This is a genomic window from Enterobacter sp. FUJ80071 (assembly GCF_038739915.1).
GTDB lineage: Bacteria > Pseudomonadota > Gammaproteobacteria > Enterobacterales > Enterobacteriaceae > Enterobacter > Enterobacter kobei.
Genome location: NZ_JBBXKH010000001.1, coordinates 1,448,155 through 1,461,003, shown reverse-complemented (window position 1 = coordinate 1,461,003; position 12,849 = coordinate 1,448,155). Strand labels below are relative to the sequence as shown.

At 52.7% G+C, this 12,849-nt stretch carries 10 protein-coding genes; 8 read left to right on the top strand and 2 right to left on the bottom strand.

What is annotated here, in order from left to right; translation table 11 throughout:
- Positions 1–77: 77 nt before the first annotated feature.
- Together AAER43_RS06985 and AAER43_RS06980 are read left to right on the top strand one after the other, a co-directional pair.
- Positions 78–893, top strand: a complete 816-nt coding sequence (locus AAER43_RS06985; protein WP_032637121.1) for a Cof-type HAD-IIB family hydrolase — start codon at positions 78–80, stop codon at positions 891–893.
- A 149-nt stretch (positions 894–1,042) separates the two neighbouring features.
- Positions 1,043–2,299, top strand: coding sequence for a DUF1479 domain-containing protein (locus AAER43_RS06980; protein ID WP_045134218.1), 1,257 nt, complete (start codon positions 1,043–1,045; stop codon positions 2,297–2,299).
- Here AAER43_RS06980 and AAER43_RS06975 read toward each other — a convergent pair.
- Positions 2,296–3,369, bottom strand: coding sequence for a LacI family DNA-binding transcriptional regulator (locus AAER43_RS06975; RefSeq protein WP_050861570.1), 1,074 nt, complete (start codon positions 3,367–3,369; stop codon positions 2,296–2,298). The genes AAER43_RS06980 and AAER43_RS06975 overlap by 4 nt on opposite strands.
- Positions 3,370–3,657: 288 nt before the next feature.
- On the opposite strand from AAER43_RS06975, the gene AAER43_RS06970 reads away from it, so the two are divergent.
- Together AAER43_RS06970 and AAER43_RS06965 are read left to right on the top strand one after the other, a co-directional pair.
- A complete protein-coding gene (locus AAER43_RS06970; protein ID WP_014883122.1) occupies positions 3,658–4,959 on the top strand; it encodes an MFS transporter in 1,302 nt (433 codons plus the stop codon).
- Positions 4,960–4,976: 17 nt separating this feature from the next.
- The gene (locus AAER43_RS06965; protein WP_050861568.1) at positions 4,977–7,340 is read left to right on the top strand and encodes a glycoside hydrolase family 31 protein; all 2,364 of its coding nucleotides are present in this window, start codon (positions 4,977–4,979) and stop codon (positions 7,338–7,340) included.
- 90 nt (positions 7,341–7,430) lie between these two features.
- Here AAER43_RS06965 and AAER43_RS06960 read toward each other — a convergent pair whose 3' ends face one another.
- A complete protein-coding gene (locus tag AAER43_RS06960) occupies positions 7,431–9,026 on the bottom strand; it encodes an ABC-F family ATPase (RefSeq protein WP_057057826.1) in 1,596 nt (531 codons plus the stop codon).
- A gap of 34 nt (positions 9,027–9,060) precedes the next feature.
- Between AAER43_RS06960 and AAER43_RS06955 the strand changes: the two genes are divergently transcribed.
- From AAER43_RS06955 to AAER43_RS06940, 4 genes are all read left to right on the top strand, one after another.
- On the top strand, positions 9,061–10,548 hold the full coding sequence (locus AAER43_RS06955; protein WP_033145010.1) for a recombinase family protein: 1,488 nt from the start codon (positions 9,061–9,063) through the stop codon (positions 10,546–10,548).
- A 518-nt stretch (positions 10,549–11,066) separates the two neighbouring features.
- Positions 11,067–11,828 carry a lysozyme inhibitor LprI family protein gene (locus AAER43_RS06950; protein ID WP_172421297.1) on the top strand — a complete coding sequence of 254 codons (762 nt, stop codon included), beginning with the start codon at positions 11,067–11,069 and terminating at the stop codon, positions 11,826–11,828.
- The gene (locus AAER43_RS06945) at positions 11,818–12,186 is read left to right on the top strand and encodes a hypothetical protein (protein WP_342701845.1); all 369 of its coding nucleotides are present in this window, start codon (positions 11,818–11,820) and stop codon (positions 12,184–12,186) included. The genes AAER43_RS06950 and AAER43_RS06945 overlap by 11 nt, the downstream gene beginning before the upstream one ends.
- Entirely contained in the window at positions 12,170–12,766 is a 597-nt protein-coding gene (locus AAER43_RS06940; RefSeq protein ID WP_342701844.1) for a hypothetical protein, read from the top strand. Before AAER43_RS06945 ends, AAER43_RS06940 begins: the two co-directional genes overlap by 17 nt.
- Positions 12,767–12,849: the final 83 nt, after the last annotated feature.

Below are 12,849 nucleotides of genomic sequence, written 5' to 3'. Positions count from 1 at the left end.
TCATTCGAAATTAAATTTGTGCTCCCCGTCACCTTGTTATTAGAATGTTTCAAAACGCAGTGACCCAGGAGCACAGTATGACCGTAAAAGTTATCGTCACCGATATGGACGGAACTTTCCTTGATGATGCCAAGCAGTACGATCGTGACCGCTTCCAGGCACAGTTTGAGCAGCTTAACGCCCGCGGTATTGAATTCGTTGTCGCCAGCGGCAATCAGTATTATCAGCTCATCTCCTTCTTCCCTGAGCTTAAAGATCGTATCTCCTTCGTGGCGGAAAACGGCGCGCTGGTGTTCGATCACGGGGAACACGTTTTCCACGGCGAACTGACTCGCCATGAGTCGCAGATCGTCATTGGCGAACTGCTGAAAGATAACGCGCTGAACTTCGTGGCCTGCGGACTGGAGAGCGCTTACGTCAGCGATAAAGCCCCGGACGAATTTGTGGCGCTGATGTCTAAGCACTACCATCGCTTAACGCGCGTCAGCGATTATCACGAGATTGACGATGTGCTGTTCAAGTTCTCACTGAACCTGCCCGACAGCGATATCCCGAACCTGATCGACGCGCTGCATGTTTCTCTCGACGGCATTATGAAACCGGTCACCAGCGGCTTTGGGTTTGTGGACTTGATCATTCCTGGCCTGCATAAAGCCAACGGCATCAGCCGCCTGCTGAAGCGCTGGGAGCTCTCCCCGCAGCAGTGCGTGGCAATTGGCGACAGCGGCAATGACGCGGAGATGCTGAAGCTGGTGAAATACTCATTTGCGATGAACAACGCGGCAGAAAGCATCAAACAGATCGCCCGCTACAGCACCGACGACAACAACCACCAGGGCGCGCTGAACGTCATTCAGGCCGTGCTCGATAACCATTCCCCGTTCGACGCCTAATCTCTCTCCCGCCGGAGCCCCGCTCCGGCCTATCACTCTTTTTCCGACCTGTGGCTTGCGTCAAGTTTTTAAACTTGCATTAACTAATTTTTAACTTAAAGTATCACTTGTAGATATTTTTACTTTCGAATGAAAGATGCGAGGCAGTTATGACCTTTACCAGTGAAACTTTGCCAGCGGACCACAAAGCGGCAATTCGTCAGATGAAGCGCGAGCTACGCGCCCAGATCGGTGATGTTCAGGCGGTGTTCGACAAGCTCAGCGACAACATTGCCACCCGCGTGGCAGAGATCAACGCCCTCAAGAATAAAGGCCAACCCGTCTGGCCGACGATCCCGTTCGCGGATGTGAAAAACGGCACAATCACCGCTGAACAGCGCGAGGCGGTTAAGCGTCGTGGCTGCGCGGTGATCAAAGGTCATTTTCCGCGCGAACAGGCGCTGGCGTGGGATCAGTCGATGCTCGACTATCTCGATCTCAATAAGTTTGACGAGGTGTACAAAGGGCCGGGCGATAACTTCTTCGGCACCTTAACCGCCTCTCGTCCGGAGATTTACCCGATCTACTGGTCGCAGGCGCAAATGCAGGCGCGTCAGAGCGAAGAGATGGCGCAGGTGCAGTCGTTCCTGAACCGTTTATGGACATTCGAGAGCAACGGCAAGCAGTGGTTCGACCCGGATGTCAGCGTGATTTATCCGGATCGTATTCGCCGCCGCCCACCGGGCACCACCTCTAAAGGGCTGGGCGCGCACACCGATTCCGGCGCGCTGGAGCGCTGGCTGCTGCCTGCCTATCAGCAGGTGTTTGCCCGCGTGTTTGACGGCAATATTGATAAGTACGATCCGTGGAACGCCGCGCACCGCACCGAAGTGGAAGAGTACACCGTGGATAACACCACCAAGTGTTCGGTGTTCCGTACTTTCCAGGGCTGGACGGCGCTGTCGGACATGATCCCCGGCCAGGGACTGCTGCACGTGGTGCCCATCCCGGAAGCGATGGCGTACATTCTGCTGCGTCCGCTGCTGGACGACGTGCCGGAAGACGAACTCTGCGGCGTCGCGCCGGGCCGCGTGCTGCCGATTTCGGAAAAATGGCACCCGCTGCTCATCGAAGCATTAACCAGCATACCGGCGCTGGACGCAGGGGATTCCGTGTGGTGGCACTGCGATGTGATCCACTCCGTCGCTCCGGTGGAAAATCAGCAGGGCTGGGGCAACGTGATGTACATCCCTGCCGCGCCGATGTGCGAGAAGAACCTCGCCTACGCGAAAAAGGTGAAGGAAGCGCTGGAAACCGGTGCGTCACCGGGAGATTTCCCGCGTGAAGATTATGAAAAAAGCTGGCAGGACCGCTTTACCGTGAACGATCTCAACATCCACGGCAAGCGCGCGCTGGGTATGGTTTAACTGTCGTACAGCCCTTCCCGCTCAACGGCGGTACGTCGTTTCCCCTGACGTATCCGCCGTACCGATTCCCGCACGGTCAACGTGCCGTTCAGCAGCAAGGTTCCCACCAGGGCGTCCGGGCGCATCAGCCGCTGCTGGAGCATATGCACCGCTTCCGTTCCCAGTTCATCACGCGGGACATGCACTGCCGTCAGGGGCACATCCTGAATCGCCGCCAGATTAAAGCCGTCGATGCTCATGACGGAAACGTCCTGCGGTACCCGCAATCCCTGTTTCTGCAAAGCGCTGATGGTGCCCGCCGCCATAAAGTCGCCGCCGACCAAAAACGCGGTGGGCAGATCTTTTCCCTTCTGCTGGTTAAGCCACTCGCTAACCAGCTGTTCCGTTTCGCGCGCGCTAAAGCTCGGCACCACCAGCAGATCGCGCTTGTCGCTAAACGTCAGGTTATGGGCGTGCCACGCGTCGCGGATCCCTGCCAGGCGCAGCTCCATGGTGTAACGGCGCAGGCACAGCACGTTCATCACGTCGCGGTGTCCCATTTCGAACAGGTATTCCGCCGCCCGCTCGCCAATGGCGCGATGGTCCGGCGCTACGGCAGGCAGACGCATGTGACGGTCACGGCAGTTAATCAGCATGCAGGGTTTTCCCACGTCCACCGCCAGATCGTGGATATGCGGATCGTCAATACCGAGCAGAATGGCTGCCTGGGTATCCGGCTCGTTCATGCGTGCCAGAAAAAGCTGCGCGTCGCTGTCGTTCTCCTCCAGCGCACAGTAGCGTAGCCGAACCTCGTGCGAAGCCAGCCCTTTGCTGATGCTCTGGATCACGCGGTAGTAAAAGATGTCGGACCGCTCGTCAAAGGCTCGCTGGGGAGCAAAAACCACCAGGCTGTTAAGCAGCAGACGCCCCGCCGCCATGCCATCCATCACCCCCAGCTCCCGTGCGCACGCCAGCACCTTTGCACGCGCTTTTTCGCTGGTGTTCGCTTTGCCCGCCAGCACGCGGGAAACGGTACTGATAGAGAGTTGCGTACGGGCCGCGATTTCGGTGATTTTTAGCCTTTTGTCCATTTTGTGATCTGGCTCCATTTGCGAAATGAAAAAATTTTCATAGCGTATCTGTCAGGTAATAACGGGCATAACGACCATCATGCCAGAGGGTTTGCGCCCGTTATGAGAAACTTTGCACAAAATCCACTATTGCCCACTCATTTTCTCCCTTAAGGTGAACTTGTCACACAACTTCCATACTAGTTGTATAGCAACTTAAGCATTCTAAACGGATAGAAATCAAAGGCATAACAATCTGTGTGACATCTGAACCTCCGTCCCCTTAGCGTCCGTCTTGTGGAGAGTAAAATGAGTCAGGACATCAATAACACCGTTGCGACAAGCAAAACCCGTCGCGTCATCAAGAACCTGCGCTGGTACGTGCTGGTGCTGTTTTTACTGGGCGTCACCGTTAATTACATCACCCGAAACTCATTGGGGATCCTCGCGCCGGAACTGAAAGAGAGCCTCGGGATCACCACCGAGCAATACTCCTGGATCGTCGGCGCATTCCAGATCGCCTACACCATTTTCCAGCCCCTGTGCGGCTGGCTGATTGACGTCATCGGCCTGAAGATTGGCTTTATGGTCTGCGCCGGGATCTGGGCGCTGATGTGTATCTTCCACGCGGGGGCCGGAAGCTGGCTGCACCTGGCTATCCTGCGCTTCTTTATGGGAGCCTCTGAGGCCGCCGCAACCCCGGCGAACGCCAAAACCATCGGTGAATGGTTCCCGAAATCGGAACGTCCTGTTGCCGCCGGTTGGGCGGGCGTGGGCTTCTCCATCGGTGCGATGCTTGCCCCGCCTATTATCTACTTTGCTCACGCGTCGTTTGGCTGGCAGGGTGCGTTTATGTTTACCGGCGTGCTGGCGCTGCTGTGGGTGATCCTCTGGTGGGCGTTCTACCACAACCCGGAGCAGCACCCGAACCTGAGCAAGGATGAGCTGGCATTTATCAAGCAGGATAACGAACCGCCTGCGGTCAAACTGCCGTTCCTGACCGCGCTGAAAACCGTCTCGAAAAACAAACGTTTCTACGGTATCGCCATCCCGGCCTTTATGGCGGAACCGGCCTGGGCGGTGTTGAGCTTCTGGGTGCCGCTGTATCTCGCCAAAGAACACGGCATGGACCTGAAGCAGATTGCGATGTTCGCCTGGCTGCCATTCCTCGCTGCTGACCTCGGCAGCGTGGCAAGTGGCTACCTGACGCGATTGTACACCCGCCTGTTCGGCTGCTCCCGCGTTAACTCCGTCGTCGCCAGCTCCGTCACCGGCGCGTTTCTGATGATTTCTCTGGGCATTGTCGCCATTACCCGCGATCCGTATATCACCATCGTGCTGATCTCCATCGGCGGCTTTGGGCACCAGATTATCTCCTGCATGCTCAGCGCCCTGGTCGTGGAGTCGTTTGATAAGGGCCAGATGGCGACCGTCAACGGCATGCGCGGCTCGGCGGCGTGGATCGCCAGCTTCCTGTTCTCGCTGTTAATCGGTGTGACCGCCGACAAAATCGGCTTTAACCCGCTCTTTATTGCAATGGGCTTCTTTGACCTGATTGGCGCTGTCTTCCTGGTAGCATTTATTGCTGAACGTCGCGCCAAGCGCGCCTGATAGTGGATGTATTGCATATGAAAACCCTGAAAAACTGGACCGTTGATACGCAGTCGGCAAACCATCTGGAACTGCTGGTGGATAACCAGCACCGCCTGTGCCTGTATGTGCTGGAAGAGAACCTGTTCCGCGTGCTGATCAAACGCAAAGGTGAACTGGCGCTGGACCGCACCTGGAGCATCGCCCCGGCGCAAGACGTGCCGTGGGAAGGTCGCCGTCGTGACGATGTCAGTGGCTTTACCTGCCCGGCCTGGACGCTGACGGGGCAGGAAAATACCGTGACGGTGGCGACGGAGCAGCTTCGGGTGACCGTCCACCAGCCCCTGTGGCTGGAGTGGCACTACCGCAATGACGCGGGCGAGTGGCAGCCGCTGGTCAATGACCGTCCGACCAGTGCGTACCTGCTGAACGCCCACGGTGACGGCGTGGCGCACTATCTGAGCCGTCGCAAGGACGAACGTTTCTACGGGCTGGGCGAGAAAGCGGGCGATCTACAGCGCAACGGTAAACGCTACGAGATGCGCAACCTGGATGCGATGGGCTACAACGCCGCCAGCACCGACCCGCTGTACAAGCACATTCCATTCACCCTTACCCGTCGCGACGACGTGAGCTACGGCCTGTTCTACGATAACCTGAGCAGCTGCTGGCTGGATCTGGGCAACGAGATCGACAACTACCACACCGCCTATCGGCGCTGGCAGGCGGAAGCGGGCGATATCGATTACTACATCTTTACCGGCAAGCGCGTACTGGACGTCACCAAAGCCTTCGTGCGCCTGACCGGGAAAACGCTGTTCGGACCGAAATGGAGCCTGGGCTACAGCGGCTCGACCATGCACTATACCGACGCGCCGGACGCGCAAAACCAGCTGATGAACTTTATCCGCCTGTGTGAAGAACACGCGATTCCATGCGACTCGTTCCAGCTCTCCTCCGGCTATACATCCATTAACGGCAAGCGCTACGTCTTTAACTGGAACCATGACAAAGTGCCGCAGCCGAAGGTAATGAGCCAGGCGTTCCACGATGCCGGGTTAAAGCTGGCTGCCAACATCAAGCCGTGTCTGCTGCAGGATCATCCCCGCTATAACGAAGTGGCGGAACGTGGCCTGTTCATTCGCGACTCAGAAACTGATGCACCTGAACGTTCCAGCTTCTGGGATGACGAAGGCTCGCATCTCGATTTCACCAACCCGCAGACGGTACAGTGGTGGCAGAACGGCGTGACCACGCAGCTGCTGGAGATGGGGATCGACTCGACCTGGAACGATAACAACGAATACGAAGTATGGGACGGGGAAGCACGCTGTTTTGGCTTCGGCAAAGAGATTGCCATCAAACACATTCGCCCGGTGATGCCGCTGCTGATGATGCGCGCCTCGCTGGAAGCGCAGCAGCGTTTCGCGCCGGAAAAACGTCCGTATCTCATTTCCCGCTCCGGCTGCGCCGGGATGCAGCGCTACGTCCAGACCTGGAGCGGCGATAACCGCACTCACTGGGATACCCTGCGCTATAACATCCGCATGGGGCTGGGCATGAGCCTCTCCGGGCTGTTCAACGTCGGCCACGACGTCGGCGGTTTCTCCGGCGACAAGCCAGACGCCGAACTGTTCGTGCGCTGGGTGCAAAACGGCGTGATGCATCCGCGCTTTACCATTCACTCGTGGAACGATGACCACACGGTCAACGAGCCGTGGATGTACCCGGGCGTCACCCCCGCTATTCGCGGTGCGATTGAGCTGCGCTACCGTCTGCTGCCCTATCTCTACACCCTGCTCTGGCAGGCGCACGCCGACGACGAACCGATGCTGCGCCCGACCTTCCTCGACCACGAGCACGACGCGCGGACCTTCGAAGAGTGCGATGACTTCCTGCTGGGTCGCGACCTCCTTGTCGCCAGCGTCGTCGAGGCCGGGGAGCGTAAACGCCACGTCTGGCTGCCGGATAACGAAACCGGCTGGTACGATTTCTACACTCACGAATGGTTCGCTGGCGGACAAGCGATCGTCCTCGACGCGCCGCTGGAGAAACTGCCGCTGCTGGTGCGCGCCGGTGCCGGTCTGCCGCTCAGCGAGCGCATCCGTCACGTGAGCGCCGAAAAAGACGATATCCGCGAGCTGAAGCTGTTCCCGGTGAAAGGCGTCGGCACCACGTCCGGCCTGCTGTTTGAAGATGACGGCGAGTCCTGGGGCTACCAGAACGGCAATGCGCTGTGGGTGGCGTGGGAAATGGTGTGTGACGGGGCAACCGTCAACCTGAACATCAGTGCACGCGGTGATTATCGTCCGGCATGGAACGCGCTGAAGGTGTCGTTACCGGCGGGGGAAAAACGTAAGCTGCTGGTGAATGGTGAAGAAAGGTGTGATTGGGTGGTGTAGTGCGGCCTGATGCCCTCACCCTGACCCTCTCCCACAGGGAGAGGGAATGGAACGTAGGCCGGGTAAGGCGAAGCCGCCACCCGGCTTTTTTTAACTCTCGATACCTTTGCTGCGCAGGTAATCTTCGTAGTTACCGGTGAAGTCCACCACGCGCTCTGGCGTAATTTCGATCACGCGGGTCGCCAGCGAGCTGACGAATTCACGGTCGTGAGAAACGAAGATCAGCGTGCCCTGATACATCTCCAGCGCCATGTTCAGCGATTCGATAGATTCCATATCCAGGTGGTTAGTCGGTTCGTCCATTACCAGGATATTGGGTTTTTCCATCATCAGCTTGCCGAACAGCATGCGACCCTTTTCACCACCGGACAGCACTTTCGCCGGCTTCTTGATGTCGTCCTGACTGAACAGCAGACGACCCAGAATGCTACGCACCGCCTGCTCGTCGTCGCCTTCCTGCTTCCACTGGCTCATCCAGTCAAACACGGTCAGGTCGTTTTCGAACTCGTATTCGTGGTCCTGCGCGTAGTAACCAATCTGCGCGTTTTCTGACCACTTCACGGTGCCGTTGTCCGGCTGCAGTTCACCCACCAGGGTTTTCAGCATGGTGGATTTACCCACGCCGTTGGCACCCAGAATGGCAATTTTCTCGCCCACTTCCAGCAGCAGGTTGAAGTTTTTAAACAGCGGACCTTCATCGAAGCCTTTGGTAAGGGCTTCCACTTCCAGCGCGTTACGGAACAGTTTCTTGTCCTGCTCGAAGCGGATGAACGGGTTCTGACGGCTGGAAGCTTTGACTTCTTCCAGCTTGATTTTGTCGATCTGACGGGCGCGGGACGTCGCCTGACGAGACTTAGAGGCGTTCGCGCTGAAGCGGCTGACGAAGGATTGCAGGTCCGCAATCTGCGCTTTCTTCTTGGCGTTGTCGGCCAGCAGGCGTTCACGCGCCTGGGTCGCAGCCGTCATGTATTCGTCGTAGTTGCCCGGGTACACGCGCAGCTCGCCGTAGTCCAGATCCGCCATGTGCGTACAGACCATGTTCAGGAAGTGACGGTCGTGCGAAATGATGATCATGGTGCTGTCGCGGTCGTTCAGCGTCTGCTCCAGCCAGCGGATGGTGTCGATGTCCAGGTTGTTCGTTGGTTCGTCGAGAAGCAGGATGTCCGGGTTAGAGAACAGCGCCTGCGCCAGCAGGACACGCAGCTTCCAGCCTGGCGCGACTTCACTCATCGGGCCGTAATGCTGTTCAACAGGAATGCCCACGCCCAACAGCAGCTCGCCCGCACGCGCTTCAGCTGAATAACCATCCATCTCGCCGTAATGCGTTTCCAGTTCGGCCACTTTGTAGCCGTCCTCTTCGCTCATTTCAGCCAGGGCGTAAATGCGATCGCGCTCCTGCTTCACTTCCCACAGCTCCGCGTGCCCCATGATCACGGTGTCCAGCACGGTGAACTCTTCGAAGGCGAACTGATCCTGACGCAGCTTACCGATGCGCTCGTTCGGATCGAGCGACACGTTGCCAAGCGTCGGCTCCAGGTCGCCGCCGAGGATCTTCATAAAGGTGGATTTTCCGCTACCGTTGGCACCAATCAGGCCGTAACGGTTGCCGCCGCCAAATTTGACGGAAATGTTTTCGAACAGCGGCTTACTGCCAAACTGCATAGTAATATTGTTGCAAAGAAGCAAAATTGATACTCTCTTGTAAGTTACTGAGGTACTTATGAAACAAAACGGAAAAGCATACTCTTACATAAGGTTCTCATCAAAGAAGCAAGAACAAGGTGACTCCGTAAGACGTCAAACTGAGCTTGCAGAACAGTACGCACACGTGCATGGCTTGATTCTATCAGATAAGAACTTTCAAGACCTCGGAATCTCAGCATTCAAAGAGGGAAACAGGCCTTCGCTGGGCGACATGCTCGAAGCAATCGAGAAAGGACAGATTGAACCCGGTTCAACCATCATCATCGAGTCGTTAGATCGTCTGAGCCGCAGAGGTATTGACGTGACTCAACAGATAATTAAGTCGATTCTGCAACACAACGTCTTTATCGCTTCACTGGTTGATGGTTTATTACTTAATCGTGAATCCGTCAATGACCTCGTGAGTGTCATCAGGATAGCTCTGGCTGCGGACCTTGCCCATAAAGAATCTGAAAAAAAATCGCAGCGCCTGCGTGAAACGAAAAGTCAGCAGCGACAACGAGCGCTAAGCGGTGAGGTTATCAATAAAATCCTGCCTTTCTGGTTAAAACGGAAAGAAGGTAAATTTGTTTTTAGTGACAAAGTTGATACGGTCAGGAGAATCATTCAGTTACGACGTGAAGGGTTTGGAACAAATAAAATCGCTAAAGTGTTAAATGACGAAGGTCACAAACCATTACGTTCTGCTGGCTGGAATCATACAACAGTTGGAAAAACAATAAATTCGGTTGCACTTTACGGTGCATATCAAACATCAGAGACAACTAAAGATCGCAAAATCATTCTGCTTGATATCATAGAGGATTATTATCCTGCTGTTATCAGTAAAGAAGAATTCATGCTCTTACAGTCTGATCATAAACAAAACAAACCGGGATATAAATCTGAACATAATGCCTTCGCCGGAATATTAAAGCACGAATGCGGCGGCTCACTTGTCAGAAAATTTCACATCGCTTCCGGAAAAACATATCAATACCATGTTTGCGCTAATGCAAGAGATGGAAAATGTAACACAACCAAGAATTTCAAAAATATAGAAATAGCACTTTACAGGATAATGAAAAAACTTAAACTTGAGAAAAACACCAATTTTGACGGGGCATTACCGTTAGAACAGGAAACAATAAAAAAGAGGATTCAGGAACTAAATGATATGCTTCTTACTGCGGCCAAGATCCCGAAAAGTGTAATGGAAACGATAAATAACCTTGAAGATAAACTACAAGAAGTTGAAGAAAAAATAAAACAACAGAATAGTATGATTATCTCTGAGCGGGCGTTTGACTTGAAACTATTACAGGATATCAAAGAGCCACAAGAACTGAATATGATGCTTAAACGAATCATCGAAAATATCATTGTCTATAACATAGGAAAAAAGTGGAGAATAAAGGTTCAGTACAAAAACAAACACGTTCAGAGTTTCCTTTGGGATGGCGAAAACATTACTTTCATTACCGATACTAAAGAAATATTAGATCTCGTTAACTCCTGGGGCTAAAATGAGCGTCTATCCATCGCTATATAGCCATGAATCGCTCTGTATCTTGTCAGAGCGATTAAAGCAGACTTCAGGCATCGTTCAATATAAAACCCCCGTAAAACTTGATACAGAGCGTTGTAGAGCAAGGGTTCAAAATTACATCGTATTCATTATGTCTACGAACTGTACAATTGCACCACTTCTTATCGAAACACCTCTATGGTTGCAGGAAAGCCCGCACAAAGTAGATTGTTATGTCTTTCAATCGCAGTATTCAAGACTAACCGCTGCCCGCCGCCCGACGTTAACACCAAGCATATGAACCATTTTAAAACCCTTTAAAAACAATACCCTTCGCATCTTCCCCCTCTTCTCCCCATGTTAATCGATCGTTTTTACAGATCAATTATACGATATTGATAGATTTCATAGATCAATGTAAGATCATGATTCTTCGGTTAGTGTTTCTCGTAAACAAGACTCACGGAATGAATACTCTGTCCACGATGGAGTGCGAAAGAAAGAAGGTATCCAGAATGACAATTCTTATTAAAACGTTAAAAATCATGGCGTCAGGTGTTGTTTTCGTTTCAGGTTTAACCACCGCCTCCAGTACCGTGTATTTCTTGCCAGAGGCAAAATCAATGGGTGTCGCCAGCAGCGACAAAAACGCACTGATGTTTCTCGGGATGGACAGGGATGTAAATCTGAAGGGAATATGCTTCGCGATGACAAAGCAATCATCATCAATCGTTCCGCTGGTAGATATCACTGCTACAACTGATAACGGCAGATTCACGATGCACGGGTTACGCCCTAATGTCAGTGATTCTAAAGAAGTCACTTGTTCCTTCGGGTCCGAAGCTGGTGATTTCTTGACTGCCATTTCGAAGTCAACAACCGTTAACGTGAAGCTGGACTTCAATGGCGAGATCCGCAATTACAGTTTCGACACTACAGAGTTCGGAAAGGTATTGACTGCGAATGGGCAAGCCGTGGGGGAAAAAGCAGCTAAAGACTACGCTCAGGGAGTACGTGCACCCGTTTTCTATAGCAGCGGTAGCGAAGCTCCCAAAAACAATGCAGTAACCTCAAACGTCGATACACACAGTTATAAAGCAAGCGATGAGAAACTTAATTCGGTCTGGAAAAGCCTTAGCCCTGAAACCCGAAAACGATTGCTTCCTTCTCAAAGAGAATGGATAAAGCACAAATCCGGCTGCAATAATGAACAGAAATGTCTTACCGACATGACGAACAATCGCATTCGTGAACTGGAGTCTGAATATGGAAAATAATGCACTGACTTTGGTTTTAAAAAACGATTGGGTAGCATCGTCTTCTGGTAATACCTATACCGGAAAATACACAGTTGGACGGTTTCACCTGACAGATGCGTTCATCGTTGTGTATATGAAGCTGATACATGGAATTGAAATACCCGATTTATGGGTCAGTAGCAGTTTCACTAACATACCAGATACCGATACCCGTAGGGTTATGTATATGGAAGGCTGCGATATGTTATCGAAAGAAACAATGAACGAAATTCGTAATACGGTGAAGTCCCCAACAGACAATATGAAAATACACCGCAATGGCAATCATGTTACCAAAATAGAATTCATGGAAGAACGAAATGAAATCACCCAATGAACGTTATATTAAAATAGCAGTCATAACCGTCGCAATAGCCTACGGCATCAATCTCCTTTACGGGCTGACGCCCCCCCCATATCAGCCTAAAACCCCCGAAGTGAAGGCCAAGGTAAATGCTGATACCGTAACTCAGCAACAACCTGAGCAACCATCCAAACCATCGATAATCGATATACTTCCGCGAATGTATACAACAGGGGAAGTTTATGCGCGGTTTGAACAACATGAATTCAGGGCAACAAATGACTTCAAAAAATGTCAGTTAATGGTAACAGGAAAAATAACTGGTATCGGTACTGTTACTTTCAGAAAAAATCCTGTAGTAACATTGGGTATTCCCGGTTCAGATGAAGGCCTGAAGTTCATATTTGAAGATACGAATTACAATAACGATAAAGTTGCTGCATTGAATATTGGGGATCTGATTATAATCGCCGGGAAGAATGCACGACCTGGAACCTTTGGTGGTATCTTTCTTGATGACTCGAAGATAATGACTGATATGATTTCAAAGAAGAAACGACAAATTTTGGTTGTCAATGGTGGCGTTTACGACCGGGAAATTTGCCAGAAGTAGCGTTGTCCTTGCCCTTGAAATGGAGGGGGAGAATCCCCTCCATCACCCCTTCAACAGGTATTGGCGCAAGCAGGAATCGAGTT

Excerpts from the sequence above, each read along its gene's own strand:
- AAER43_RS06950 (WP_172421297.1), top strand. The coding sequence starts at position 11,067 with ATGACAATTCTTATTAAAACGTTAAAAATCATGGCGTCAGGTGTTGTT.
- AAER43_RS06985 (WP_032637121.1), top strand. The coding sequence starts at position 78 with ATGACCGTAAAAGTTATCGTCACCGATATGGACGGAACTTTCCTTGAT.
- AAER43_RS06955 (WP_033145010.1), top strand. The coding sequence starts at position 9,061 with ATGAAACAAAACGGAAAAGCATACTCTTACATAAGGTTCTCATCAAAG.
- AAER43_RS06980 (WP_045134218.1), top strand. The coding sequence starts at position 1,043 with ATGACCTTTACCAGTGAAACTTTGCCAGCGGACCACAAAGCGGCAATT.
- AAER43_RS06970 (WP_014883122.1), top strand. The coding sequence starts at position 3,658 with ATGAGTCAGGACATCAATAACACCGTTGCGACAAGCAAAACCCGTCGC.
- AAER43_RS06975 (WP_050861570.1), bottom strand. The coding sequence starts at position 3,369 with ATGGACAAAAGGCTAAAAATCACCGAAATCGCGGCCCGTACGCAACTC.
- AAER43_RS06945 (WP_342701845.1), top strand. The coding sequence starts at position 11,818 with ATGGAAAATAATGCACTGACTTTGGTTTTAAAAAACGATTGGGTAGCA.
- AAER43_RS06940 (WP_342701844.1), top strand. The coding sequence starts at position 12,170 with ATGAAATCACCCAATGAACGTTATATTAAAATAGCAGTCATAACCGTC.
- AAER43_RS06965 (WP_050861568.1), top strand. The coding sequence starts at position 4,977 with ATGAAAACCCTGAAAAACTGGACCGTTGATACGCAGTCGGCAAACCAT.